Consider the following 25294-nt stretch of genomic DNA (forward strand, 5'->3'; position numbering starts at 1 on the left):
GAATCAGATGCAGGGCCTGCTCATAGCGGGCCGCTACCGGCTCGCCGATTCCATCGGCAGCGGCGGCATGGGCCGAGTGTGGCGTGCCCACGACGAGGTGCTGCACCGGAAGGTCGCCGTCAAGGAGCTGACCGCCGCGCTCTACGTCTCCGACAGCGAGCAGAGCGTCCTGCTGGCCCGTACCCGTGCCGAGGCCCGCGCCGCCGCGCGCATCAACCACTCCGCCGTCGTCACCGTGCACGACGTGCTCGAACACGACGGCCGCCCTTGGATCGTGATGGAGCTGGTCGAGGGCGAGTCGCTGGCCGACGCGGTGAAGGAGCGCGGTCGCATCGAGCCGCGCGAGGCCGCGCGCGTCGGCCTGTGGGTGCTGCGGGCGCTGCGCGCCGCGCACGGGGCGGGGGTGCTGCACCGCGACATCAAGCCCGGCAACGTTCTGCTCGGCCGCGACCGGCGCGTCCTGCTCACCGACTTCGGCATCGCCCAGATCGAGGGCGACGCCACCATCACCCGCACCGGAGAGGTCGTCGGCTCGGTCGACTACCTCGCCCCGGAGCGGGTGCGCGGTCACGACCCGGGCCCGGCGTCCGATCTGTGGGCGCTCGGCGCCACGCTCTACACGGCGGTCGAGGGCCACTCGCCCTTCCGCCGCACCTCGCCGCTCACCACCATGCAGGCGGTCGTCGAGGAGCGGGAGGCACCCCCGCAGCACGCGGGCCCCCTCGGCCCCGTCATCTCCGCCCTCCTCCAGAAGGAACCGGCACTGCGTCCGACCGCCGAGGACGCGGAACGGATGCTCTCCGACGTGTCCGAGGGCCGCGCGACCCACCCGGTCCGCGTGCCCGCGCAACAGGGCGCGGGCACGACCCCCACCGCCGGCACGGGCCTCCCCGGCATCCCGACGGCGACCAGTCCGACGGCGCCGGTGCCCGCCACGCCCCGCACCGGGGTGGTGCGGCGCAGACACCGCAACCGCACCGTCGCCCTCGTCGTCGTCCTCGCGGTCGTCCTCGGCGCGGCCGCCGCCGTCGGCTACCAGAAATGGGGCGCGTCGAGGCACACGACGAACACGGCCGACCCCACCCACGCGCCGGAGCCGACCGGCACGCCCACGAAGGGCACCGGCGGCGTCCCGGTCGGCTGGGAGCGCCACGACGACCCGGTGGGCTTCAGCCTCTCGCTGCCCAAGGGCTGGAAGCGCTCCGTCTCCATCGACCAGGACGGCCTGCGGCAGGTCGACTACTCGCCCGACAAGGGCAAGCACCTCGTGCGCGTCGCCGTCGACACCGCGCCGGACTTCCCCACCTCGTACGACCACCTGAGCAACCTGGACCAGCAGGTCTCGCACCGGCTGCGGTTCCAGGAGTACAAGCGGCTCAGCCTCAAGGAGGAGGTCTTCCGCGACCAGCCGGGCGCCCACTGGGAGTACACGTGGAACGCGCTGGCCAAGGACGCGCCGCACTACTTCCCGGGGCCCTATCACGCCATCGACGTCGGTTTCATGGACGGTGACGGCACCGAGTACGCCCTCTACGAAGCGTCACCGGCCGACGACTGGCCCACCACCAGCAAGCAGTTCGACTGGATCCTGCGGAGCTTCCGGAAGGACTGATCCGCACGGGACGGGCGAGGCTCAGGCGCCGTCCGAGCAGGTACGGACGATCTTGCTTCCTTCCATGACCGCCACCTGGGCGCCGATGTAGTCGAGCGCGTCACCGGTGGGCGACGCGTAGGTGCTGAAGGAAAGGGTCGAGCCGTTGCCGTCGTACTCGGAGTGCCAGGGCCAGTCCGTCACCCAACCGGTGTGGTCGTCGATGGAGTAGAGCCGGATGGCCACGTGGTGACCGTCGGCGGCCGTGTCCTTGACCCAGCCGCTGATGTCCACGTGGTGGGAGGTCCAGTTGGTGAACGTGAGACTCCCCGAGGCGCCGGTGACAGAGCAGGCGGCTCCGCCGCTCGCCGCGCTGGCGTTGGTCACGGTGGCCGTGGCGAAAATCGCCACCGCCGCGACGCTGGTGACGGAAAGACGCTTCCACATGTTTCCCATAAGGAAAAGGTAAGACGTCCATGATTCACAGGGCAGTCTGATTCCGGTCGCCCGTTCTGTCCCGTACGAGGCATAACTCTTGGCGAATCACCGTGCTTTGTATTTTTTCCACGACGGAGCGCGGCCGAAAACGATCGTGCCGGGCCCCGTGGGGCCGTCTCGTCTTGGCTGGTCGCCGTCACGGAGGGTGTGCGTCCGGTACGGCATGATGGTGGCCATGGGGACCGAGGGGCACGACTTCCGTGTGGTCGCGGGCCGTTACCGCCTCCGGGCGCGCATCGGACGCGGTGGGATGGGCGTCGTCTGGCGGGCCGAGGACGAGGTGCTGGGCCGGCTGGTGGCGGTCAAGGAGATCGTCCAGGACGACTCCGCACCGGACGCGGACGCCCGGCTGCGGCGTGAGCGGACCTTCCGCGAGGCGCGAGCGGTGGCGCAGTTGCACCATCCGCACATCATCGTCGTGCACGACGTGGTCGAACAGGACGAACGCCCCTACATCGTCATGGAGTTGATCGACGGCGGCTCGCTCGCCGACCGGATCGCCGAGCGCGGCCCCCTCACCCCGGAGGAGGCCGCCCGGATCGGCGCCGACCTGCTGAGCGCGCTCAGCACCGCGCACGCCGCCGGAGTGCTGCACCGGGACATCAAGCCCGCCAACGTCCTCGTCGAGTCGGGCACCGACCGCGCCGTCCTCACCGACTTCGGCATCGCCCGGGTCGCGGGCGCCACCACGCTCACCGAGACCGGCTCCTTCGTCGGCTCGCCCGAATACACCGCGCCCGAGCGGATGTCGGGCCTGCGCAGCGGCCCGGCGGCCGACCTGTGGTCGCTCGGGGCGCTGCTGTGCACGGCGCTCAGCGGCGAGTCGCCGTTCCGCCGCGACTCGCTCGGCGGCATCCTGCACGCCGTCGTCAGCGACGACATCCGGCCGCCCACCGAGGCCGAGCCGCTGCTGCCGGTCATCCGGGGCCTGCTGGAGCGCGACCCCGAACGACGGCTCGACGCGGCCGACGCCGAACACATGCTGCGCACCTACCTGGAGACGGGCCGCACGCCGCCCCCGCCCGGCACCCCGACCCGCACACCCCGGCTGCTGAACGCGGCCCGCGCCGTCAGATCCGCCGCCCACCCGGACCGTACGGGCGACACCCCGCACCCGCCGACCGAGCACGCGGCACCCCCGGTCGTCGCCGCCCCCGTCCAGGCGCCCGGCACGAAGTGGCCGAGCCGGGGTGCCCTGGTGGCCGCGCTGCTGGTGGCGGCGGTCGCGGGAGCCGCGGCGTCGGCGGCGGTCCTGCTGGCGCACCAGAACGGCGGCGAACGCGGCGGCACCCCCGGCACCACGGCGACCCGCGCCCCGACCGGCACCCTCAGCCCCTCGCACACCCCGAGCGCCCCAGCGACCCCCACCACCCCGGCCGTTCCCCTCGCGCCCTCCGGTTACCGCACCGCCCGCGACCCGGCCGGGTTCTCCCTCGCCGTGCCATCGGCGTTCACCCGTGAACGGCAGGGTGAGCGGGTCTTCTACTTCTCCGCCGGCGACACCTTCCGGCTCGGCGTGAAGGTCGCCCGCCCCGAGACCGGCGGTCCCGCGGCCGTCCTCGACCGGGCCGCCGCCGACGGCGCCGACACCAATCCCGGCTACCGCGACGGCCGGGTCACCGAGACCACCCGCGCCGGACACCCCGCCGCGCTCTGGGAGTTCACCTGGAACGGCTTCAGCACCGCCGAGGGCGCCCGGCACACCTACGACCTGTGCTGGGAGGAGGACGGCCGGATGTACGACGTGTGGGTGTCGGCTCCGGTCGGCAAGGTGCGCGAGGCGCGGGAGTACTTCGACGTGGCGGTCGGGACGTTCACGGTGACGGCGCGCTGAGTCCCCTCGGCAGCGGGCAGCGCCGCGCGCCGCCCGCGCCGCGTCCGGGGCGCGCAGCGCGGTGGCGGCCAGCCTCAGCCGCCACCAGGTCGGGTACGCCATCGGCGGCCGCCCGGCCGGCGCGGTGAAGCGGCGGGCCAGGGTGGTCCGGGTGCTTGAACGAGCGCTCCAAAAAAGAGAGTTGGCGATTTTCGCGCACTTCGGGGGAAGTGGTGCGGTGCGCGTCTCGAAGAGGGGCGGTGAGTTCGTCTTCCGGAACGCCTGACCCTTCGACAAGGGCGGGGTGCGCACGGTACTCATGGGGCATGAGCGGAGACGGTGAACTCGCGTCCGGGGGACGGCTGATCGGCGGACGCTACCGGCTCGTCGCCCGTATCGGGTCCGGTCCGACCGGCACCGTCTGGCGCGCCCGGGACGAGCGGGACGGAGGCGAGGTCGCCGTCAAGGAGCCGTCGCTGCCCGGGAGTCCGGCCGACGACGAGGAGAGCGCGCGGATCGCGCACCGGCTCCACCGTGAGGCACGCGCCGCCGCCCGGGTGCGCCACCCCGGCGCCCTGACACCGCGTGAGGTGGTCACCGAGGACGGACTTCCCTGGATCGTCATGGAGTTGGTCGAGGGCGAGTCGTTGAGCGAGGTCGTGGCACGCGGCCCGCTGCCGTCCGCCGAGGCCGCGCGGGTCGGGCTCGCCGTGCTCGCCGCGCTGCGGGCGGCGCACGCGGTCGGCATCGTGCACCGGGACATCAAGCCCGCCAACGTGCTCGTCGAGTCCGGCACCGGACGGGTCCTCGTCACCGACTTCGGCATCGGGGACGGCCACGCCGAGGCGGCTCCGGCCGGTTTCGTCGCCCCGGAACACGCCTCCGGACCCGGCGCGGGACCCGCCTCCGACCTGTGGTCCCTCGGCGCCCTGCTCGCCCTGGCGGTCGAGGGCGGCGACCCCGGTCCGCTCGCCCCGCTCCTGGACCGCCTGCGCGCCACGTCCCCGGCGGCGCGGCCTGCGGCGGACGAGGTGGCGGCGGCGCTGGAGGCGTGCCGTGCCGTGGGAGCCGACGGTGCGGCCGGTGCCGTATCGCCGGAGCGGGCCGCCGGTTCCGTGTCTCGGGACCGGGCCGCCGCTGTCGCGCCGGCCGAATCCGCGGCCGCCCTCGTTTCCGACGCGGCCCGCTGATCCGCGCCGACAACGCCCTGATCAGCGCGTTTGTCGCCAGTGATCACTGGCGTGATGTGTGCGACCGGTGAAAGGGCATTACCGACGGGTACACAAAGCGTCCGGCCCGGCATACCCTGCGGCTCATGACGGACTCGCAGGCCCCGGAAACCACCGGAACCAACCCGCTCGCCCCGGCCCCCGAAGGCGTCCGCACCGCCGCCGACGTGGTCACCCCGGAGCTGGTGGCCCAGTTGACCAAGGGCGTGACCGGCTCGGGCCGTACCGCCAACCACACCCCCTTCACCGGCGAGAAGCTGGCCGACCTGCCCGAGTCCACGCCCGAGGACGTACTCAAGGCGTTCCAGGCGGCCCGCGCGGCACAGACCGTCTGGGAGCGGACCCCGGTGCGCCAGCGCGCGGCCGTCCTGCTCCGCTTCCACGACCTGCTCCTGGAGCGCCAGTCCGAGGTCCTCGACCTCGTCCAACTGGAGACCGGCAAGGCCCGGTTGCACGCCCACGAGGAGGTGCAGGCCGTCGCCGTCGCGGCCCGCCACTACGGCCGCAAGGCCCCCGCGTACCTGCGTCCCAAGCGGCATACCGGCGCCATCCCCGCCCTCACCAAGGTCACCGAACTCCGGCAGCCGCGCGGGGTGGTGGGCCAGATCGCGCCCTGGAACTACCCCCTGGAGCTGTCGGTCGGCGACGCGCTGCCCGCCTTCGCCGCGGGCAACGCGGTGGTGATGAAGCCCGACACCGAGACCTGTCTGACCGCCCTGTGGGCCCGCGACCTGCTGATCGAGGCGGGGCTGCCCGCCGACGTCTTCCAGGTCGTCCTCGGTGAAGGCCCGGTCGTGGGACCCGAGTTGGTCAAGCACGCCGACTACGTCTCCTTCACCGGCTCCACCCGTACCGGCCGTGAGGTCGCTCAGGGCGCCGCCGCCCGCCTGGTCGGCGTCTCCCTCGAACTCGGCGGCAAGAACGCGATGCTGGTGCTCCAGGACGCCGACATCGAGAAGGCCGCCGCGGGCGCCGTCCGCGCCTGCTTCTCCTCGGCCGGCCAACTCTGCATCTCCATCGAGCGGTTGTACGTCCACGAGTCCGTCGCCGACGCCTTCCTCGACCGCTTCACCGCCCGCACCCGCGCCCTGCGCCTGGGCAACTCCCTCGCCTACGGTGCCGACATGGGCTCCCTCGCCGGGGAACGCCAGCTCAAGGCCGTCGAGCGCCATGTCCAGGACGCCGTCGCCAAGGGCGCCAAGGTGCTCGCGGGCGGTGTCGCGCGGCCGGACGTTGGTCCGTACTTCTTCGAGCCCACCGTCCTCGACGGCGTCGAGGACACCATGGCCGTGTGCGAGGAGGAGACCTTCGGCCCGGTCGTCTCCGTCTACCGCTTCCGCACCGACGACGAGGCGGTCGAGCGCGCCAACGCCACGCCGTACGGCCTCAACGCCTCGGTGTGGACCGAGAGCTCCCGCCGCGGCCGGGACGTCGCCGCCCGGCTGCGCACCGGCACCGTCAACGTCAACGAGGGCTACGCCCCCGCCTACGGCAGCGTCCAGTCCCCGATGGGCGGCATGAAGGACTCCGGTCTCGGCCGCCGCCACGGCTCCGAGGGCATCCTCAAGTACACCGAGGCCCAGACGGTCGCCCAGCAGCGCCTGCTCCCCATGGCCCCCTCGCTCGGCATGGACGACGCCGCCTACGCCGCCTTCATGAGCCGCAGCCTCAAGCTGATGAAGGCCTTCCGCTTCCGCTGACCCCCACCCGCCCCGCCGTACCACCGCCGTTCTCGACGAGGAGAGCACGTGTCGCAGGAGAAGACTGTCCAGACCCCGAACGAGGAAGGGCGCGACGACGGTTACGACTACGACGTGCTCGTGGTCGGCTCCGGCTTCGGCGGTTCGGTGACCGCCCTGCGCCTGACCGAGAAGGGGTACCGCGTCGGCGTCCTGGAAGCCGGCCGCCGCTTCACCCGCGACACCCTCCCCAAGAACTCCTGGGACCTGCGCAACTACCTGTGGGCCCCCAAGCTCGGCCTCTACGGCATCCAGCGCATCCATCTGCTCGGCAACGTCATGGTGCTGGCCGGCGCGGGCGTCGGCGGCGGCTCGCTGAACTACGCCAACACCCTCTACGTACCGCCGAAGGCGTTCTTCGACGACCCCCAGTGGCGCGACATCACCGACTGGCAGGAGGAGCTGAAGCCGTACTACGACCAGGCGAAACGGATGCTCGGCGTCCGGCTCAACCCGACCGTGACCCCCTCCGACACCCATCTGCGCGCCGCCGCCGCGCGGATGGGCGTGGGCGACACCTTCCACATGGCGCCGGTCGGCGTGTTCTTCGGCGACGGCGAGGACGCCGACGGCACCGCGAAGGCGCGGCCGGGGGAGAAGGTCGCGGACCCGTACTTCGGCGGCGCGGGTCCCGAGCGCCGGGCCTGCACCGAGTGCGGCGAGTGCATGACCGGCTGCCGCCACGGCGCCAAGAACACCCTCAACGAGAACTACCTGTATCTCGCGGAGAAGGCGGGCGCGGTCGTCCACCCGCTCACCACGGTCGTCTCGGTCACGGACGACTCGCGCGGCGGCTACGCCGTCGCCACCCTGCCCACCGACCGCAAACGCACCGGCGAGGGGCGGCTCTTCACCGCCCGCCGTGTCGTCCTCGCGGCCGGGACCTACGGCACCCAGACCCTGCTGCACCGCATGAAGGCGGGGCGTCAACTGCCCTATCTCTCCAACCGGTTGGGTGACCTCACCCGCACCAACTCCGAGGCCCTGGTCGGCGCCCAGACCGACGACCGCCGCTACCGCAAGGCACACGGGGCGGACAAGGTCGACTTCACGCGCGGGGTGGCCATCACGTCCTCCGTCCACCCGGACGACAACACCCACATCGAGCCGGTCCGCTACGGCAAGGGCTCCAACTCGATGGGCGGCCTCACCATCCTCCAGGTGCCCTACGCCGAGGGCTCCTCGCGCGTCCTCGGCTGGCTCGCGCACGCCGTGCGGCACCCGGTGCAGCTCGCCCGCTCGGTCTCCAACCGGCGCTGGTCGGAGCGGACCATCATCGGCCTGGTGATGCAGTCGCTGGACAACTCCCTCACCACCTATCTGAAGCCCGGCGGCATCGGCAAGGGCCTGCTCACCGCCCGGCAGGGGCACGGCGCCCCCAACCCGACCCAGATCAAGGCCGCCACCGAGGCCGCCTCCGCGCTCGCCGCCGAGATCAACGGCTTCCCGGGCAGCAACGTGGGCGAGCTGATGGGCACCCCGCTCACCGCGCACTTCCTCGGCGGCTGCCCCATCGGGGACTCCCCGGAGACCGGCGTGATCGACCCGTACCACCGGCTCTACGGCCACCCCGGCATCTCGGTGGTCGACGGCGCCGCCGTCTCCGCGAACCTCGGCGTCAACCCGTCGCTCACCATCACCGCGCAGGCCGAGCGGGCCATGTCGTACTGGCCGAACAAGGGTGAGGAGGACCCGCGCCCGGCGCAGGGAGTGGCGTACGAGCGGCTGAAGCCCGTGGCACCGCGCAGTCCGGCGGTCCCGGCGGAGGCGTTCGGGGCGCTGCGGCTGCCGCTGCTGAAGGTGCCGGCGGTGCCGAAGCGGGACTGAGGCTCTCCGGGGCGGAGATTCCGGGAGCTGGAGCGCGCCAGGGCCCGGACATGCCACGAGGGACCTGTGTCCCCCTCCGAACGCAGGTCCCTCGACGCTTACCGTTTTCTTGATCCGGCAGCAGGTTCGATCGGTGAGGGCACGGAAGGGTTGCGCCGCCGCAGGGGTATTTCCGGTGTGGCGTCGGTCACAGGGTGAGAGTGCTGTGCTGTATGTACGGTTTTCCGCCGGACGGCCCCGGGCGTCCCCGGAGCCGACCGTTTCTCTTGGGTGACCGGGCTGCTGTCCCCTGCCGTCCGATCACTTTCCTGGAGCGAGGTCCCACGGCGCACGGCACGACCCGTACGCCTCATCGCTCCAGCGAGCCACGCGTGGTTCTGTCGGGCCCGCCCCTGGCTGGCACGGACACCGGGAACAACGAAGCGGCGCGCGCGGCGGTCACGCGCCGTACGGGTGAGAGCGGCACCGAACTCAGATACGGCCCTTGACCCGCGCGGCGCCCGGATTCAGACGCGGCCCCGGCACAGCTCCAGCAGGGTCATCGCGAGCGTCGTGCCGGGCTTGCCGAGAGCGTCGCGGTAGCGGCCGAGGATCTCCATCTCGCGCGACAGGCTCACCCGGCGGCCGCCGGAGGCGATGCGGGCCTCCTGGACGACGGCGGAGACGGCCATGCGCTCCTGGACGAGACCGAGGATGCGGTCGTCCAGGGCGTCGATGCGCTCACGGGCGCCGGCGATGGTCTCTTCCGCGGTGACGGTGGTCATGTTCGGGGCTCCTCGAAGAAGGGGCGCGACCCGGCGGTGACAGAACCCGGAAAACGACAGGCGCCCCGGGCCTTGTCGGCCCGGGGCGCCTGGTAAGTGCTTGGCGTTGGCTCAAGCAGCACGACCATGGCAGCCGGCGGGCCGGTTGCCATAGGTAAAGACGAAGGTCGTCTGCGTGAACATGCGGCCAGTATGCCACGGCCGCTCGGGGCCCGGTCCCGGTTTCTCCCGGGCCGCCCGGCGCACGGGGAGGGTGCCCCGGCCCGCCCCGTTAGAATCGGTCATACAGACCCCCGCCCAACCGCCGGAAGGCACCCCGTGTCATCAGCGACCCAGTCTGCCGCCGCCCCCGACACCGTTCTGGTCGTCGACTTCGGCGCGCAGTACGCCCAGCTCATCGCCCGTCGCGTCCGCGAGGCGCGGGTCTACAGCGAGATCGTGCCCAGCACCATGCCGGTCGCCGAGATGCTCGCCAAGAACCCCGCGGCGATCATCCTCTCCGGAGGCCCCTCCTCGGTCTACGAGGAGAACGCCCCCCAGCTCGACCGCGCCCTGTTCGAGGCCGGTGTCCCCGTCTTCGGCATGTGCTACGGCTTCCAGCTCATGGCGCAGACCCTCGGCGGCACCGTCGACAACACCGGCGCCCGCGAGTACGGCCGCACCGACCTGCACGTCTCCAAGTCCGGCTCCACCCTCTTCGAGGGCACCCCGGACGAGCAGCACGTGTGGATGTCGCACGGCGACGCCTGCTCCGCCGCCCCCGAGGGCTTCTCCGTGACCGCCTCCACGGACGTGGTCCCGGTCGCCGCCTTCGAGAACGACGAGAAGCGGCTCTACGGCGTCCAGTACCACCCCGAGGTCATGCACTCCACGCACGGCCAGCAGGTCCTGGAGCACTTCCTGTACCGGGGCGCGGGTCTGACCCCGTCCTGGACCACGGGCAACGTGATCGAGGAGCAGGTCGCCGCGATCCGCGAGCAGGTCGGCGACAAGCGCGCCATCTGCGGCCTGTCCGGCGGCGTGGACTCCGCCGTCGCCGCGGCCCTCGTGCAGAAGGCCATCGGCTCCCAGCTCACCTGCGTCTACGTCGACCACGGTCTGATGCGCAAGGGGGAGACCGAGCAGGTCGAGAAGGACTTCGTCGCGGCCACCGGCGTCCAGCTCAAGGTCGTCGACGCCGAGGAGCGCTTCCTCAAGGCGCTCGCCGGGGTCTCCGACCCCGAGGAGAAGCGGAAGATCATCGGCCGCGAGTTCATCCGCGTCTTCGAGCAGGCCCAGGCCGAGATCATCGCGGACGAGGGCCCGGCCGTGGAGTTCCTGGTCCAGGGCACCCTGTACCCGGACGTGGTCGAGTCCGGCGGCGGCACCGGCACCGCCAACATCAAGTCGCACCACAACGTCGGCGGCCTCCCCGAGGACCTCGAGTTCCGCCTCATCGAGCCGCTGCGCAAGCTGTTCAAGGACGAGGTCCGCATGGTCGGCCAGGAGCTGGGCCTGCCGGAGGAGATCGTCCAGCGCCAGCCCTTCCCCGGCCCCGGCCTCGGCATCCGCATCGTCGGTGAGGTCACCAAGGAGCGCCTGGACCTGCTGCGCGAGGCCGACGCCATCGCCCGTGAGGAGCTGACCGCCGCCGGTCTCGACCGTGAGATCTGGCAGTGCCCGGTGGTCCTGCTGGCGGACGTCCGCTCGGTCGGCGTCCAGGGCGACGGCCGCACCTACGGCCACCCGATCGTCCTGCGCCCGGTCTCCTCCGAGGACGCCATGACCGCCGACTGGTCCCGGCTGCCCTACGACGTGCTGGCGAAGATCTCCACCCGGATCACCAACGAGGTCCGCGACGTCAACCGTGTCGTCGTCGACGTGACCTCCAAGCCGCCGGGCACCATCGAGTGGGAGTGACCCCGGCGCGGGTCCTCTGACCAGCTCCACCGGAGGTGGAACGGCTCCGGCCGTTCCACCTCTTTTGGTACGCGCCGCACGACGGTACGTTCCGGTCCGTAAAGCACTCCCAGCGCTGGAGGACCCATGCAGCGGCCCACCCCTCCCTCGCCCATGCCCACCGAACGGCTGCGGTTCGCGATGCCGCCCATGCACGAGTCGGTCGAGGACGAACGCCGCCACCGCAAGGAACGTCTCGCGGGCGCCCTGCGGCTCTTCGGGCGGGCGGGGTTCGAGGACGGGGTGTCCGGGCACATCACCGCGCGCGATCCCGAATACAGCGACTGCTTCTGGGTCAACCCGTTCGGGATGCCCTTCAAGCACGTCACCGTGAGCGACCTCGTCCTCGCCAACCAGGACGGCCAGGTCGTCGAGGGGCGCTACCACGTGAACCAGGCCGCCTTCACCGTCCACGCCCAGGTGCACGCGGCCCGCCCCGACGTCGTCGCCGTCGCCCACTGCCACTCGGTGCACGGCCGCGCCCTCGCCGCCCTCGGCGACCTCATCGACCCCCTCACCCAGGAGAGCTGCGCCTTCTACGAGGACATCGCGCTCTACGACGCCTACACCGGCGTCACCGTCGACGCCGAGGAGGGCCGCCGTATCGCGGACGCGCTCGGGTCCCGCAAGGCGCTGGTCCTGCGCAACCACGGACTGCTCACCGTCGGGGACTCGGTGGACGCCGCCGCCTGGTGGTTCATGTCCCTGGAACGCTCCTGCCAGGTCCAGCTCACCGCGCGCGCCGCCGGACGCCCCGTCCTCATCGACCACAAGCTCGCCGTCGCCACCCGGGAACAGCTCGGCGGCGACCTGGTGGCGTGGATCAACTACCAGCCGCTCTGGCAGGACATCAGCCGGAGCGAGCCGGACCTGTTGAGCTGAGGAGGTCGTACCGGGGCGTGCGGGGTCGCGCGGCGTCAACACGGCGACACGCGCTTCACCCGCCACGACTCGGACCGGCTGCGACCGGCGCCCCGAGGTAGGGCACAATTCGCTCTGATCACAGGGGAGTTGTGTTGGGGCCGAAGTGCGCGCTGTGGGTGACTTCGGCCGGGTCCGGATTCGCGGGGAAGGCGGTCGGGGGTTGTGGCGGTACAGGAGGCGAGACGGGGCGCGTCGGCGGACGCCGACGGCGCCCACACGGGCGGCTGCACCTGCGGCGACTGCCCGCACGGCGCGCGTGAGGGACACCGGCGCGCGGTCGCCGCGTTCCTGCGCCGCCGTGACGAGTTCGCGGCCGGTCACGGGCTGCCCCAGGCGGTGGCCCACTCGGCCTCGGCGTCCCGGCAGTGGGTGTCCGCCGAGCTGACCCAGCGCGCGGAGACCATCGCCGAGCGCGGCCGCGCGGAGGGCGAGGCATGGCTGGCCGGGCTGTGGACGCGGACCGTGTGCGTGGCGTGGGGCGGGGTCGTCGTCCTGCTCCTCGCGCAGGCGCTCACCGCGATCGGCGCGGGCTGGAGCAACGCCCGCACCGCCGGTCTGCTCGCCGCCGTGGTCGTCGCGGGCGCGCTGACCGCCGCCTCCTGGTTCCACCGCGGGCGCGGTGGGGTGCTCGCCCCGGTGATCGGCGAGGACAACCGCATGTCCACCTCCCGTACCGTCGCCGCTTCCTGGGTGCTCTTCGTCGCCTACGCCGTCCTGCTCCTGGCAGGCCGGCTCGCCGCCGCCTCCGACCCCGCCGAACGCGACGCCCTGATCGCGGGCCTCGACCTCGCGCGCGGCGTGGGCGTGGTGACCGTGCTCGCGGTGGTCTGCGGCATCGCCGTCCTGGTCCGCCGGGTGGTCGGACTGCGCGTGCTGGGCCAGCGGCTCCAGAAGGTCTCCGCGCACCGGCCGCGCGCCGCCGACCTGCTCACCGACGACGCGGGGCGGGGTGCCTTCGCCGACATCCAGTACGTCGTCATCAGTGCCGTCGCCCTCCTCTTCGCCGCCGTCCGCCTCGGCCGTCGCCCCGACCAGTTGCCCGACCTGCCCTGGGGTCTCGCGGTCGTGGTGCTGATCTCCGCCGCCACCTACCTCGCCGGGAAGTACGCCGAGGGCGGCCGCCCGGTGATCCTCTCCGTGGTCCGCGCCCGTGAGCCGGGCGACCTGGACGGCCCGATCCGCACCGGGGACGACATCGAGATCCGCGGCAGCGGCTTCGTCCCGCCCGGCGCGCAGGGCGCCGACCGGCTCGCCCGTCTGGTCGTCCGCATCGGCGTGGTCGACGTCCACGTCCCCCTGGTCCCGGTCCCCGGCGGCTTCCGCAACCCGACGGACAGCGTCCTGACGGTGCCCGTACCGGCCGAGGTCGAGCCCGGCCCGGTCGAGGTCCAGGTCGTGACGGCGGCCGGGGTGGGGACCAACCGGTACCCGGTCGACGTCGTCGACTGAGTCCGCCGTTCGTCCGAGTCCGCCGTTCGTGCGAGTCCCCCGGTCGTCGCCTTCCCCGGTCGCCCGGTGCGGCGTGCCGATGCGCCCGATAACCGGAAAAACCGCCGGGGGAGGATTGAACCGGCCCCGTTTGTCATACGTATCGTCCTGTTGAGGGGTCCGGCACGGCGAGCGAGAGGCGGCTGGCAGTGATGACTCACGGTATGCGTATGGACACGCACACCTCCCGACTGGACGGCGGTCACACCTGGCGGGAGACCGCCGTCCGCTACTCACTCCTCCCGCTCCGGGTCTTCCTCGGAGTGACCTTCGTCTACGCGGGGCTGGACAAGCTCACCGACAGCGCGTTCCTGAAGTCCGGCGGCGCGGGTTCCATCGGCGACACGATGCGCTCGGCCCGCGACTCCGCGGCCGTCCCGGCCCTCATCGACCTGGCCCTGCACAACCCCGTGGGCTTCGGCTATGCCATCGCCTTCGGTGAACTCGCCGTCGGCATCGGCATCCTCATCGGCCTCTTCGGCCGCCTCGCCGCCTTCGGCGGCGCCCTGATCTCCCTCAGCCTCTGGCTGACCGTGAGCTGGTCCTCCACGCCGTACTACTACGGCAACGACCTCCCTTACCTGATGGCCTGGCTGCCGCTGGTCCTGGCGGGGACGCCGTACCTGTCGCTGGACGCGGTGTGGCAGGGGCGGCGGAGGCGCGGGATGGGCGGGTACCGGTAGGGGCAGAGAGCGAGCCGAGGGAAGAGGCCGGGGCCGGTGACGGCCCGCGGACCGAACGGGGCTCGTGAACCGCTCCTCGGTGACCGCAGTGCGATCTCCTAGCCGTCCTCCGGCGTCCTGCGCCGACCGCGTATCGCTCGGGCCACCCCGTCCGTGAGGCCCGCCAGGACCAGGGCGCCCGCGGTGATCGGGAGGGCGGTGAACCAGGGGATGTGCCAGAGGTGCCGGGCGTCTCCCAGGTAGAGGGCGGCCACGGTGGTGAAGGCGAGGCCGGCCAGGAGACGGCCGGGTTGGAAGTCACGGCGCGGCACGAGTGATCACCACCTGTCCTACGCCCACTTCGAGGGCGATCGTCAGGGTGCCGGCGGGCTTCGTCTTCGCGGCCGCGGCGAACGTCACCTGCTTGTGGCGGTCCGGCTGCACGTCGATGTCCTTTCCGTTGTCGCCTGGCAACCGGACGTCGCCGACGCCGAGATCGATGCGGACCCTGGCGGTCGTGTCCGCCGGGATGATCAGCCGGAGGCGTCCCGCGCCCACCTCGGCGTGAGTCGTTACCGTCCGGTCCTTCGCGGGGTGCACCCGGCTCAGGTCGAGGGTGGCGGCGCCGGTTCCGAGGTCGTAGGAGGAGCGGACGTCCGTCGCGGTGGCCGGCCGCCAGGTGGTCCGGCGCCATTGGGTGGTGACATCCGCGGGGAGGGCCGCGACTCCGGCGAGCAGGGCTGCCGTGAGGATCGCCAGGAAGGTCGTACCGGCTCCCGTGCGCCCGAGGAACGAGCCGAGGGCCATGCCCAGGCCCAGTACCGCGAGCGCACTGGCCAGACCGAGCTGGAGGCTCGTGCCCGGCAAATGGGTGTGCCAGGTCAGTCCGGTGACCAGGCCGCCCGCCAGGAGGGCCAGGAGGAACACCCAGCCGCCGATCCGGCGGGGGCCGCGTGGTCTCGGGGGGCGGGGCGCGGTGCCGGTGCCCGGGCTCGGCGGGGGCGGCGCGGTGTCGTGCGGCCAGGGGTCGGCCAGGCGCAGGTCGAGGACCGAGGTCACGTCCTGCCGGCGGGCGTCGCCGGGGCCCCACAGATAGCCGGTGCCACCGACATGGGTGCCGTCCTTGACTATCGGGTCGCGCCACCAGGAAGGGAAGTACGTCGAGACCGGCGGTGCCTGTGCCTCCGGCGGGGCGTCGGCGGCGGCCTGCGCGGCTATGGGGCCGGAGCGCGGGCGCGCACTCGGGGAACTGGGGGAGGGGTCGGGGTCCGGGGTGCCCCGGTGACGCGACCAGTACCCGGCACCGGCGAGCAGCAGGGAGAGGACCACCGCGAAGGTCAGCGCCCCGGCGTTGCGCAGCGTGGTCAGGACCACCCCGCAGCCGACCAGGGCGAACAGCACGGCGGCCAGCGCCTGGCCGTCCACCCGGCCGGTGAGCAGCTTGCGGACCTCGTTCTCCTCCTCGTCGTCCTGCGGCACGAGGAGCCAGGCGAAGCCGTAGAAGATCAGACCGATGCCGCCGGTCGCGGCCAGCACGGCCAGGGTGATGCGGTAGATCACCGGGTCCATGTCCGTCTGCCGGCCCAGGCCCGCGCACACGCCCGCGATCATCTTGTGTCTGCGGTCGCGCCGGAAGGGGCGGGAGTCCGAGGCGGCAGGGGGAGTCCCGTCCGCACCGGGAGTGCCTGCCCCGCCCGTGGCTCCGGGAACGTCCGTCGTGCCGGTTCCCGAGCCCGGGCGCGGGCCGGAGCCAGGTCCCGGACCCGTCGCTGCGTGCTCGTGATCCGTCATGCGTCCATCGTGACGGTTCCGCCGCCGGACCGGCAGTCGGATCAACCCTGGCCGAACCCTGAAATCGGCCCTGAGACGGAACCGGGGACCTGTTCGAATCCCGGGTTCCGCCGCCGGTCGGGGCGGCCGCAGCCGTATCGGGGGTACCCCGAGCGAAGATCAGGGGAGTCTCGGGGGCCGACCCTGATGACCCGCTGCCACGGCCGTGTGACCATCGATGACATGCCGGAAGCCGCAGCACTGCCCCTCGAAGACCCGCGGCCGCCGCGCAAGCTCTACCGCAGCGGTGACGGCCGCTGGCTCGGTGGAGTGGCGCGGGGCCTCGCCGGGCACCTCGGGCTGCCCGTGGTGTGGGTGCGGCTCGCCTTCGTCGGCCTGTTCATGGCCAACGGACTGGGCGCGCTGCTCTACGCCGCGTTCTGGTTCTTCGTGCCGCTCGGCGTCGGCGGTGTGGGCGCCCACAAGCCGTCCTCGCTCGTCGGCACCGAGACCTCCCCGGACGGCCGCCGCAGACTCGTGGCGCGCAAGCCGGACAAGGGGCAGATGGTCGCCCTGCTGCTCATGGTCATCGTGTCGATGGTCTTCGTGGGCAGCGTCAACGTGACCAACACGGCGAAGGCGTACCTCCTGCCGATCGTCCTGGTCGCGGCCGGTGTCGCCCTGGTCTGGCGGCAGGCGGACAACGCCCGCCGGGCCCGCTGGGTCGAGGTCGGCAGCAGACGGCGCACCCTCACCCTGCTCCGCGCGGGCGTGGGCGTGCTGCTGGTCACGGCCGGGGTGTCCGCCATATTCGTCATGCAGGGCTCGGCGGCTCACCTCGGCGCGGTGTTCCAGGCCGCGCTCGCCGTCCTGGTCGGCATCACGCTGCTCGCCGGCCCCTATCTCGTCCGGGTCACCCAGGACCTCTCCGAGGAGCGCCTGATGCGTATCAGGGCCCAGGAGCGCGCCGAGGTCGCCGCCCACGTCCACGACTCCGTGCTGCACACCCTGACCCTGATCCAGCGCAACGCCGACAACGCCGGCGAGGTGCGCCGCCTGGCCCGCGCCCAGGAGCGCGACCTGCGCACCTGGCTGTACCGGCCGGAGGGCACCGGCAAGGACGAGGCCGACGAGCCGGACACGGTCGCGGAGGCGGTCCGGCGCAGCGCGGCCGAGGTGGAGGACAAGCACGGCGTGCCCATAGAGGTCGTCGTGGTCGGCGACTGCCCGCTGGACGAGAGGACGGCCGCGCAGATGCAGGCCGCGCGCGAGGCGATGGTGAACGCCGCCAAGTACGGTGGCGACGGCGGTCCCGTGCAGGTGTACGCGGAGGTCGAGGGCAGGACGGTGTTCGTGTCCGTCCGCGACCGCGGGCCAGGTTTCGACCTCGACTCGATACCCGCGGACCGCATGGGCGTCAGAGAATCGATCATCGGCCGTATGGAGCGCAACGGCGGCACGGCCCGGCTGCGGTCGGTGCCGGACGGCGGCACGGAGGTCGAGCTGGAGATGGAGAGGGCGGAGAAGACGGCATGAGCGACGCGACCGAGAACGGCACGGAGGGGGCGGCGGAGGCGGCCGGTCCCGGACGCGACGCCGGGGGCGGTGCCGGCCGCCGTGTGCGGGTGGTGCTCGTGGACGACCACCGGATGTTCCGCACGGGGGTCCAGGCGGAGATCGGGCAGACCGAGCGGACCGGGGTCGAGGTGGTCGGCGAGGCCGCGGACGTCGACCAGGCGGTCGCCGTGATCACCGCGACGCGGCCCGAGGTGGTCCTGCTCGACGTCCATCTGCCCGGTGGTGGCGGGGTCGAGGTGCTGCGCCGCAGCGCCGCGCTGATGGCCGACCCCGAGCGGCCGGTGCGGTTCCTCGCGCTGTCCGTGTCGGACGCGGCGGAGGACGTGATCGGGGTGATCCGGGGCGGCGCCCGGGGCTATGTCACCAAGACGATCACGGGCACCGATCTCGTCGCCTCGATCTTCCGGGTCCAGGAGGGCGACGCGGTCTTCTCCCCGCGCCTGGCCGGTTTCGTCCTGGACGCCTTCGCGTCCACCGACGCCCCGCCGGTCGACGAGGACATGGACCGCCTCACCCAGCGGGAACGCGAGGTGCTGCGCCTGATCGCCCGGGGCTACGCCTACAAGGAGATCGCCAAGCAGCTCTACATCTCGGTGAAGACGGTCGAGTCCCACGTCTCGGCGGTCCTGCGCAAGCTCCAGTTGTCCAACCGTCACGAGCTGACCCGCTGGGCGACGGCGCGCCGCCTGGTGTGACCGCGGCGGCCGTCAGGCCGGGTCCGGCGCCTCGTGGAGCCGCAGCAGCGCGCGGGCGGCGTCGGCCACCGCCTCCCGCAGCTGTGGGGGTTCGAGTACCTCGACGCCCGGCCCGAGCCGCAGCACCTCGACGGTGGCGTGCTCGACCGACTCGATCGGGACGACCGTACGGACCCGTCCCTGCGGGTCGGGCCGTCCCGCATGGGTCTCGGCGGATGCCAGGACCGCCGCGTCCACCTGCTCCGGGAACCGCCGCCACGCCTGCGCCGAGAGCCGGAGCACCGCGCGGTCCCGGAAGCGGTGCGCGTCGAAACCGGCGATCCAGTCACGCCAGTACGCGGTCAGGTCGAAGCCGGTGGGCCGCTCGAAGGGCTCGCCGCCGGCGTCGGTCAGCCGCAGGATCTGCGACACCCGGTAGGTCCGGACGGCGGCGCCCCTCGCCTCGCTCCCCGTCCGGCCTGCGGACTGCGCCACCACGTACCAGAGCCCGGCCTTCAAGACGATGCCGAGCGGACAGAGCTCGCGCTCCACCTCCCGGGGCTCGGCCCAGCGGCGGTAGAGCACGCGCAGCGTCCGCCGGTTCCACACCGCCTCGGCGACGGCGGTGAGCCGGGGGACCTGCTCGGCCTCGCGGTACCAGCGCGAGGTGTCCAGGTGGAACCGCTCGCGGACCCGTGTCGCCCGCTCGCGCAGCGCCGGTGGCAGGGCCGCGTCGAGCTTGAGCTGGGCCGCCGCGAGATCGGCGCCGAGACCCAGTTCGGAGGCGGGACCGGGCAGACCGGCCAGGGCGAGCGCGTCCGCCTCGGCTCCGTGCAGTCCGGTCAGCCGGGTGCGATAGCCCTCGACCAGTGAGAACCCGCCCGAGTGGCCCGGCTCGCCGTAGACCGGGACACCCGCGGCGGACAGCGCGTCCACGTCGCGGTAGACCGTGCGGACCGAGACATCCAGCTCGGCGGCGAGCTGCCGGGCCGTCATGCGGCCGCGATTCTGCAGGAGCAGGACGAGGGAGAGCAGACGGCTCGCGGTCATGGCCACGCGCGCCATCCTCGCCGACTCCACTGACACGGGGTGGCAGTGAAGCCCCTTTTCGATGAACGCATGATCCTCGGCGAACCCGGCCCTGGCCGCGCTGTCCTTCCCGGCCGGCGGCGCCCTGATCCCGGGCGCGCGGGGGCGCCCTCACACCACCCGTGTCGCCCCGGCGAACGGCATCTGACTGATCGGTGCGATGCGCACCGGCGCCGAGGGGTTCGGGGCGTGGATCATCTTTCCGCCTCCGATGTAGAGGCCCACATGGCTGACGCCGGAGTAGAAGAACACCAGGTCACCAGGGCGGAGCTGGGAGCGCGAGACGCGCCGTCCGGCGTTGATCTGGGCGTAGGTGGTGCGGGGGAGGGAGATCCCGGCGGAGCGGTAGGCGGCCTGGACGAGACCCGAGCAGTCGAAGGCATGAGGGCCGGTGGCGCCCCAGACGTAGGGGCTGCCGAGCTTGCGGTAGGCGTAGGCGACGGCCGCGGCGGCGCGGGAGCCGGAGGCCACGGCCGGGGCGCCGGGCGCCTTCACCACGCCGGTTCCGGGGGTGCCGTTGTGCGGGGTGTGCGCGCCGGCCGGGTGGGCGGCCGTGGTGGCGCGGCCGGCGTGGGCCGGGGCGGTGCCGGTGACCTTCTTCCGCTCCCGGGGAGTGAGCCGGTGCAGGAGCCGCTGGGCCTCACGCAGCTTCGTGGTGACCGTCTTCTTCTGCCGCTTCAGCTCCGCCTGGCGGGCGCGCAGCGACTTCAGCTCGACGCGGGCGGCGCCGCGCAACTGCTCGATCTCGCGGAGCTGGGTGCGGACCCGGCTGACGGCACCGGCCTGCTGGTCGCCGACGCGCTCGGCGAGGGCGGCGCCGTCCAGATAGCGGTCGGGGTCGCCGGAGAGGGCGAGCTGCCAGGTGGGCGAGATGGAGCCGTCGCGGTACTGGGCCGCCGCGTAGGTGCCGAGGGCGTCGCGGGCGGTGTTCAGCCGGTCCTGCCTGCGGGCGGTCTCGTCCTGGAGGGTGTTCAGCCGCCGGCGCGCCGCGTCCGCCTTCTCCTTGGCGCCGTCGTACTTCTCGGTGGCGCTCTCCGCCTCCCGGTACAGCGTGTCCACTCTGGTCCTGACCTGCGCCGGGGTGAGCTGAGGCTCGGCGTGGCCGACTCCCTCGAAGGCTGTCGCGGTCGCCGCCCCCGCGAGGGCGAGGGTCGCGGCCGTGCGGGCGGTGTTGCCACCCAGCGAGCGATGTCGGGGCCTCCGGTGCGTTGCCACCTGGACCGTCACGTCCTTCCCTGGACTCGTACGGCCGAGGACCCGTACGACTCGAGCGGCCGGTGTCCGGTGCCCGCCCGCACAGGGGAGACGGGCGGCCACCGGACGTTCCTCGGCGGTGGTGTCCGGCTGCCGCCCCTGGTCCGGGCGGCGTGGGGAGCCGGTCACCTGGGGGAGGACGCTAGGCGGGTGTGTGACAGCTTGGTAACGGGTGTGCGGAATTGTCTGCTACGGGCCGGACGGGGATCGTTTGCGACCGGTACGCCGAAGTGGGGGCGCCGCCTTCGCGCGGTCTGGTGACCGATGAGTGCATTGCGGACACATGGGGCGGGAGAGGTGCTACGGCACACCCCCGCTAGGCTCCGGGGCATGGACGTACTCATCCATCTCTTCGTCGGCCTGCACATCATCGGCATCGCCGCGCTGCTCGGCGGTTTCCTCACCCAGATGAAGGCGATGGGCCGAGGCACCGCCCGCTTCGTCCCGGGCATGTTGCACGGCGCGTTCACCATGCTGGTCACCGGCGTGATCCTGGTCGGCCTCAACGAGGCTCAGGGCCACCACGTCAACACCATCAAGATCGGCATCAAGCTGGCCTTGCTGATCGTGATCCTCGGCCTGGTCTATGTGAAGCGCGACGAGGAGAAGGTCGACAAGGGCTCTTTCGCGCTGGTCGGCGCGCTGACCGTGGCGAACGTCTTCATCGCCGTGCTGTGGACGTGACGCCGGACCCCTCGGGGCCGTCGTCCTGACCGTCCCGGGCCCCGGTCCGCGCCGTGAGCACCGCGCCCGTGGCGGCTGCCAGCCACACCGCGAACGAGACCCACACCAGCACGTGGCCCGGCACCCGCAGCCAGCCGATGTGCAGGGCGGCGGCGACCGCCAGTGTCGTCGCCCCCGTCATCCCCATCGAGAAGGCCGTCGCCCAGCGTCCGAGGCCGTAGCGCGGACGCGGGCGCGCCAGCTCCGCCACCAGCAGGACCGCGTACCAGGCCAGGTCGAGGACGAGCAGGGCGGCCGTCACGTCGCGCAGGACGCCGCTGTCGTCCAGGTTCCACAGGTACAGCCGCGGGCTGTCGGCGGCGATCAGCCGGGCCCCGGCCAGCGCCGAGATGGACAGCGCGCCGCCCGCGATCCAGTGGTCGCCGGCCCCCCGCGTCAGCTCGCGCCGATCGAAGCGCGGCAGGGCGAGGCCGTAGAGCAGCAGACCCACCCCGAACAGCACCAGCGCGGTGTGCGCGAGCCACGCCACCGCCTCGGTTCCGGCGAGCGTGGCCGCCAGTACCGCGAGCGCCTGTGTGGCCACACAACACAGGAACACCGCTCCGGGCATTCTGTGACCCCAGTGCCGGGTGACGACGTAGAGCAGCACCGGCCAGAACAGGGCCGCCAGCGCCAGCAGCGCCTCGGCCACCACGGACCAGCCGAGCAGCGCGAAGCGGGTGCCGAGCACCGCCGTCGCGGCCACGGCGGTCAGCGCCCCCGGGGTGCGGGCCTCGGTCAGCCAGCGCTCCCGCTGCCGGGCCAGCCGCAGGGCGAAATCGGCGCCCAGGGCGAGCCAGCCGACGCAGGCGAGCGCCAGGAAGACCAGGGACACCGTTTCGGCGCCGGCCAGCCGCAGGCCGATCGAGACGACGGCGGTCGCCATCACGGCGGTACCCGCCGCCGGAGGGCGTTCCCACCACCACGCGCGCAGACCTGAGATGCCGGACATGCCCCGATGCTAGGGAGCGGTGCCGCCCCGGACCGGAGGGCACGCGCGCGTGGGGCTCGAAAGGACGCGCGCCCGGGATCCCCCGCCCGGCCGGGTCCGCGCCGACGTGGGCCACATCACCCCGGCCCGCTCCGACCAGGCCGTACGCCGCTCCACCCCCGCTCCATCGAGATCAACTCCCCGGAATTGCGACCGGGTTCTCCACGTGGCGACCGGTTGTCGGTGCGGCGCCCTAGACTCGTAGAGCGATGAGCAGCCTCTTTGACGACAGCTTCCTGGCGGACCTCCAGGCCCCGCACGGCCACGAGGAACAGCCCCCACCGCCCGAGGACGAGCACGCTCCGGAGTCGATTCCGGACGATCTGTTCGGCGGGAAGTTCGACCTGCCGCCGGACCGCGACGCGCACTACCGCGACGGCGCCCCGCGCCCCGCGATCGACGCGGCGGCCCTCCTGGACGGGCTGAACGAGAACCAGCGTGCCGCGGTCGTGCACGCGGGCTCCCCGCTGCTCATCGTCGCGGGCGCCGGCTCCGGCAAGACGCGTGTGCTGACCCACCGCATCGCCCACCTCCTCGCCGAGCGGCATGTGCACCCGGGCCAGATCCTCGCGATCACCTTCACCAACAAGGCCGCGGGCGAGATGAAGGAGCGTGTCGAGCAGCTCGTCGGCCCGCGCGCGAACGCGATGTGGGTCATGACCTTCCACAGCGCCTGCGTCCGCATCCTGCGCCGCGAGTCGAAGAAGCTCGGCTTCACCTCGTCGTTCTCGATCTACGACGCTGCCGACAGCAAGCGCCTGATGGCCCTGGTCTGCCGCGACCTGGACCTCGACCCCAAGCGCTACTCGCCCAAGTCCTTCAGCGCCAAGATCAGCAACCTCAAGAACGAGCTGATCGACGAGGAGGAATTCGCCGCCCAGGCCACCGACGGTTTCGAGAAGACCCTCGCCCAGGCGTACGCGCTCTACCAGTCGCGGCTGCGCGAGGCCAACGCGCTCGACTTCGACGACCTGATCATGACGACGGTCAACCTGCTGCGCGCCTTCCCGGACGTGGCCGAGCACTACCGCCGCCGCTTCCGGCACGTCATGGTCGACGAGTACCAGGACACCAATCACGCGCAGTACGCCCTGGTGCGAGAGCTGGTCGGCACCGGTGCCCACGACGAGGACGTGCCGCCGAGCGAGGCCGACCTGCCGCCCGCCGAGCTGTGCGTCGTCGGTGACGCGGACCAGTCGATCTACGCCTTCCGGGGCGCGACGATCCGCAACATCCTCCAGTTCGAGGAGGACTACCCGAACGCGACGACGATCCTGCTGGAGCAGAACTACCGCTCCACGCAGACCATCCTCTCCGCCGCCAACGCGGTCATCGAGCGCAACGAGTCCCGCCGCCCGAAGAACCTGTGGACCAACGCGGGCCAGGGCGCGGGCATCGTCGGCTACGTCGCGGACAACGAGCACGACGAGGCCCAGTTCGTCGCCGAGGAGATAGACCGCCTCACCGACGCGGGCGACGCCAAGGCCGGGGACGTCGCGGTGTTCTACCGCACCAACGCCCAGTCCCGTGTCTTCGAGGAGATCTTCATCCGCGTCGGCCTGCCCTACAAGGTCGTCGGCGGTGTCCGCTTCTACGAGCGCAAGGAGGTCCGGGACGTCCTGGCCTACCTGCGCGTCCTCGCCAACCCCGAGGACTCCGTGCCGATGCGCCGCATCCTCAACGTGCCCAAGCGGGGCATCGGCGAACGCGCCGAGGCGATGATCGACGCCCTCGCCCAGCGCGAGAAGATCAGCTTCCCGCAGGCGCTGAAGCGGGTGGACGAGGCGTACGGCATGGCCGCGCGCTCCGCCAACGCGGTCAAGCGGTTCAACACGCTGATGGAGGACCTGCGCACGATCGTCGAGTCCGGCGCGGGACCGGCCACCATCCTGGAGGCCGTCCTCGAACGCACCGGATATCTCGCCGAGTTGCAGGCGTCCACCGACCCGCAGGACGAGACCCGCATCGAGAACCTCCAGGAACTCGCCGCCGTGGCCCTGGAGTTCGAGCAGGAGCGCGAGGACAGCGAGGACCAGGGCACCCTGGCCGACTTCCTGGAGAAGGTCGCCCTCGTCGCGGACTCCGACCAGATCCCCGACGAGGAGGACGGCGACGGCGTCATCACGCTGATGACCCTGCACACCGCCAAGGGTCTGGAGTTCCCGGTCGTCTTCCTGACCGGCATGGAGGACGGCGTGTTCCCGCACATGCGCGCCCTCAACCAGACCAAGGAGCTGGAGGAGGAGCGGCGCCTGGCGTACGTCGGCATCACGCGCGCCCGCGAGCGGCTGTACCTCACCCGTGCGTCGATGCGCAGCGCCTGGGGCCAGCCCTCGTACAACCCGCCCTCCCGTTTCCTGGACGAGATCCCGGCCACCCACGTCGAGTGGAAGCGCACGGGTGCGGCGGCCGCGCCGCCATCCTCCCGGGCGGGCTCGATCGCGTCCTCGCTCTCCTCGTCCCGCTCGCGTTCGTCGGCGGCGGGCGCGTCCGGGTTCGCCACCCGGCGGGCCTCGGAGAAGCCGGTGGTGGCGCTGGCGGTCGGGGACCGGGTCACGCACGACCAGTTCGGGCTCGGTACGGTCGTCGCGGTGGCCGGTGCGGGCGACAAGGCGCAGGCCACGATCGACTTCGGCGGCGGCAACGCCAAGCGGCTGCTGCTGCGGTACGCGCCGGTCGAGAAGCTCTAGCCGAGCGGGAAGCCGCAGACGAGCGCGCAGACGAGTGAGCCCCCGCCTTCGA

At 72.5% G+C, this 25294-nt stretch carries 20 protein-coding genes and 1 pseudogene; 13 read left to right on the plus strand and 8 right to left on the minus strand.

Translation table 11 applies throughout. From position 1 onward, the window contains the following. Positions 1-7 precede the first annotated feature (7 nt). On the plus strand, positions 8-1612 hold the full coding sequence (locus tag ACWEEU_RS10090; protein ID WP_451731007.1) for a serine/threonine-protein kinase: 1605 nt from the start codon (positions 8-10) through the stop codon (positions 1610-1612). Positions 1613-1633: 21 nt separating this feature from the next. Here the strand turns inward: ACWEEU_RS10090 and ACWEEU_RS10095 are convergent, their stop codons facing one another. After that, on the minus strand, positions 1634-2047 hold the full coding sequence (locus ACWEEU_RS10095; RefSeq protein WP_451730618.1) for a hypothetical protein: 414 nt from the start codon (positions 2045-2047) through the stop codon (positions 1634-1636). Between the two features lie 217 nt (positions 2048-2264). Between ACWEEU_RS10095 and ACWEEU_RS10100 the strand changes: the two genes are divergently transcribed. Further along, entirely contained in the window at positions 2265-3923 is a 1659-nt protein-coding gene (locus ACWEEU_RS10100) for a serine/threonine-protein kinase (RefSeq protein WP_451730621.1), read from the plus strand. A 30-nt stretch (positions 3924-3953) separates the two neighbouring features. On the opposite strand, the pseudogene ACWEEU_RS10105 reads toward ACWEEU_RS10100, so the two are convergent. Next, positions 3954-4076, minus strand: a pseudogene (locus ACWEEU_RS10105) (AraC family transcriptional regulator); the annotation flags it as partial. Positions 4077-4228: 152 nt separating this feature from the next. On the opposite strand from ACWEEU_RS10105, the gene ACWEEU_RS10110 reads away from it, so the two are divergent. The 3 genes from ACWEEU_RS10110 to ACWEEU_RS10120 all read left to right on the plus strand — a co-directional run bounded on the left by ACWEEU_RS10110 (position 4229) and on the right by ACWEEU_RS10120 (position 8697). After that, the gene (locus ACWEEU_RS10110; RefSeq protein ID WP_385741702.1) at positions 4229-5092 is read left to right on the plus strand and encodes a serine/threonine-protein kinase; all 864 of its coding nucleotides are present in this window, start codon (positions 4229-4231) and stop codon (positions 5090-5092) included. A gap of 125 nt (positions 5093-5217) precedes the next feature. Then, positions 5218-6831 (plus strand): succinic semialdehyde dehydrogenase, encoded by a 1614-nt coding sequence (locus ACWEEU_RS10115; RefSeq protein WP_451730623.1) that lies wholly within the window; start codon positions 5218-5220, stop codon positions 6829-6831. 48 nt (positions 6832-6879) lie between these two features. Beyond that, the gene (locus ACWEEU_RS10120) at positions 6880-8697 is read left to right on the plus strand and encodes a GMC family oxidoreductase N-terminal domain-containing protein (protein WP_385741708.1); all 1818 of its coding nucleotides are present in this window, start codon (positions 6880-6882) and stop codon (positions 8695-8697) included. A 506-nt stretch (positions 8698-9203) separates the two neighbouring features. Here the strand turns inward: ACWEEU_RS10120 and ACWEEU_RS10125 are convergent. Beyond that, positions 9204-9461, minus strand: coding sequence for a chorismate mutase (locus ACWEEU_RS10125; RefSeq protein ID WP_199586180.1), 258 nt, complete (start codon positions 9459-9461; stop codon positions 9204-9206). Positions 9462-9779: 318 nt separating this feature from the next. Between ACWEEU_RS10125 and guaA the strand changes: the two genes are divergently transcribed. The 4 genes from guaA to ACWEEU_RS10145 all read left to right on the plus strand — a co-directional run bounded on the left by guaA (position 9780) and on the right by ACWEEU_RS10145 (position 14494). Further along, positions 9780-11360 carry a glutamine-hydrolyzing GMP synthase gene (gene guaA / locus ACWEEU_RS10130; protein WP_385747783.1) on the plus strand — a complete coding sequence of 527 codons (1581 nt, stop codon included), beginning with the start codon at positions 9780-9782 and terminating at the stop codon, positions 11358-11360. 126 nt (positions 11361-11486) lie between these two features. After that, positions 11487-12281 carry a class II aldolase/adducin family protein gene (locus ACWEEU_RS10135; protein ID WP_385747785.1) on the plus strand — a complete coding sequence of 265 codons (795 nt, stop codon included), beginning with the start codon at positions 11487-11489 and terminating at the stop codon, positions 12279-12281. A 204-nt stretch (positions 12282-12485) separates the two neighbouring features. Continuing rightward, the gene (locus tag ACWEEU_RS10140; protein ID WP_451730628.1) at positions 12486-13772 is read left to right on the plus strand and encodes a hypothetical protein; all 1287 of its coding nucleotides are present in this window, start codon (positions 12486-12488) and stop codon (positions 13770-13772) included. Positions 13773-13963: 191 nt separating this feature from the next. Beyond that, positions 13964-14494, plus strand: coding sequence for a DoxX family protein (locus tag ACWEEU_RS10145; RefSeq protein WP_451730631.1), 531 nt, complete (start codon positions 13964-13966; stop codon positions 14492-14494). A 98-nt stretch (positions 14495-14592) separates the two neighbouring features. Here ACWEEU_RS10145 and ACWEEU_RS10150 read toward each other — a convergent pair whose 3' ends face one another. Beyond that, positions 14593-14805, minus strand: a complete 213-nt coding sequence (locus ACWEEU_RS10150; RefSeq protein ID WP_385747791.1) for a hypothetical protein — start codon at positions 14803-14805, stop codon at positions 14593-14595. After that, positions 14792-16264, minus strand: a complete 1473-nt coding sequence (locus tag ACWEEU_RS10155) for a PspC domain-containing protein (RefSeq protein WP_451730634.1) — start codon at positions 16262-16264, stop codon at positions 14792-14794. Before ACWEEU_RS10155 ends, ACWEEU_RS10150 begins: the two co-directional genes overlap by 14 nt. 222 nt (positions 16265-16486) lie before the next feature. Between ACWEEU_RS10155 and ACWEEU_RS10160 the strand changes: the two genes are divergently transcribed. Then, positions 16487-17779, plus strand: a complete 1293-nt coding sequence (locus tag ACWEEU_RS10160; RefSeq protein WP_385747795.1) for an ATP-binding protein — start codon at positions 16487-16489, stop codon at positions 17777-17779. Next, positions 17776-18516: a LuxR C-terminal-related transcriptional regulator gene (locus ACWEEU_RS10165; RefSeq protein WP_385747797.1), complete on the plus strand. Its 741-nt coding sequence runs from the start codon at positions 17776-17778 to the stop codon at positions 18514-18516. Before ACWEEU_RS10160 ends, ACWEEU_RS10165 begins: the two co-directional genes overlap by 4 nt. A gap of 12 nt (positions 18517-18528) precedes the next feature. On the opposite strand, the gene ACWEEU_RS10170 is transcribed toward ACWEEU_RS10165, so the two are convergent. After that, the gene (locus ACWEEU_RS10170) at positions 18529-19545 is read right to left on the minus strand and encodes a helix-turn-helix transcriptional regulator (protein ID WP_451731010.1); all 1017 of its coding nucleotides are present in this window, start codon (positions 19543-19545) and stop codon (positions 18529-18531) included. A 150-nt stretch (positions 19546-19695) separates the two neighbouring features. Next, on the minus strand, positions 19696-20799 hold the full coding sequence (locus ACWEEU_RS10175) for an NlpC/P60 family protein (RefSeq protein WP_451731013.1): 1104 nt from the start codon (positions 20797-20799) through the stop codon (positions 19696-19698). Between the two features lie 369 nt (positions 20800-21168). On the opposite strand from ACWEEU_RS10175, the gene ACWEEU_RS10180 reads away from it, so the two are divergent. Beyond that, complete coding sequence (locus ACWEEU_RS10180) at positions 21169-21522, plus strand: hypothetical protein (protein ID WP_385747799.1); 354 nt, start codon at positions 21169-21171, stop codon at positions 21520-21522. On the opposite strand, the gene ACWEEU_RS10185 is transcribed toward ACWEEU_RS10180, so the two are convergent. Continuing rightward, positions 21500-22513, minus strand: a complete 1014-nt coding sequence (locus ACWEEU_RS10185; RefSeq protein WP_385747801.1) for a tellurite resistance/C4-dicarboxylate transporter family protein — start codon at positions 22511-22513, stop codon at positions 21500-21502. The two genes, ACWEEU_RS10180 and ACWEEU_RS10185, sit on opposite strands and share 23 nt — an antisense overlap. A gap of 248 nt (positions 22514-22761) precedes the next feature. Here ACWEEU_RS10185 and pcrA point away from each other — a divergent pair, with 248 nt between their 5' ends. Continuing rightward, positions 22762-25242: a DNA helicase PcrA gene (gene pcrA / locus ACWEEU_RS10190; protein ID WP_451730639.1), complete on the plus strand. Its 2481-nt coding sequence runs from the start codon at positions 22762-22764 to the stop codon at positions 25240-25242. The last annotated feature ends 52 nt before the right edge of the window (positions 25243-25294 follow it).

This window comes from Streptomyces sp. NPDC005004 (genome assembly GCF_053600675.1).

Bases quoted from the DNA above. Each gene is read 5' to 3' on its own strand.
- ACWEEU_RS10155 (WP_451730634.1), bottom strand. From the start codon at position 16,264: ATGACGGATCACGAGCACGCAGCGACGGGTCCGGGACCTGGCTCCGGC.
- ACWEEU_RS10090 (WP_451731007.1), top strand. From the start codon at position 8: ATGCAGGGCCTGCTCATAGCGGGCCGCTACCGGCTCGCCGATTCCATC.
- ACWEEU_RS10180 (WP_385747799.1), top strand. From the start codon at position 21,169: ATGGACGTACTCATCCATCTCTTCGTCGGCCTGCACATCATCGGCATC.
- pcrA (WP_451730639.1), top strand. From the start codon at position 22,762: ATGAGCAGCCTCTTTGACGACAGCTTCCTGGCGGACCTCCAGGCCCCG.
- ACWEEU_RS10125 (WP_199586180.1), bottom strand. From the start codon at position 9,461: ATGACCACCGTCACCGCGGAAGAGACCATCGCCGGCGCCCGTGAGCGC.
- ACWEEU_RS10170 (WP_451731010.1), bottom strand. From the start codon at position 19,545: ATGACCGCGAGCCGTCTGCTCTCCCTCGTCCTGCTCCTGCAGAATCGC.
- ACWEEU_RS10115 (WP_451730623.1), top strand. From the start codon at position 5,218: ATGACGGACTCGCAGGCCCCGGAAACCACCGGAACCAACCCGCTCGCC.
- ACWEEU_RS10135 (WP_385747785.1), top strand. From the start codon at position 11,487: ATGCAGCGGCCCACCCCTCCCTCGCCCATGCCCACCGAACGGCTGCGG.
- ACWEEU_RS10095 (WP_451730618.1), bottom strand. From the start codon at position 2,047: ATGGGAAACATGTGGAAGCGTCTTTCCGTCACCAGCGTCGCGGCGGTG.
- ACWEEU_RS10185 (WP_385747801.1), bottom strand. From the start codon at position 22,513: ATGTCCGGCATCTCAGGTCTGCGCGCGTGGTGGTGGGAACGCCCTCCG.
- ACWEEU_RS10100 (WP_451730621.1), top strand. From the start codon at position 2,265: ATGGGGACCGAGGGGCACGACTTCCGTGTGGTCGCGGGCCGTTACCGC.
- ACWEEU_RS10160 (WP_385747795.1), top strand. From the start codon at position 16,487: ATGCCGGAAGCCGCAGCACTGCCCCTCGAAGACCCGCGGCCGCCGCGC.
- ACWEEU_RS10145 (WP_451730631.1), top strand. From the start codon at position 13,964: ATGACTCACGGTATGCGTATGGACACGCACACCTCCCGACTGGACGGC.
- ACWEEU_RS10110 (WP_385741702.1), top strand. From the start codon at position 4,229: ATGAGCGGAGACGGTGAACTCGCGTCCGGGGGACGGCTGATCGGCGGA.
- ACWEEU_RS10165 (WP_385747797.1), top strand. From the start codon at position 17,776: ATGAGCGACGCGACCGAGAACGGCACGGAGGGGGCGGCGGAGGCGGCC.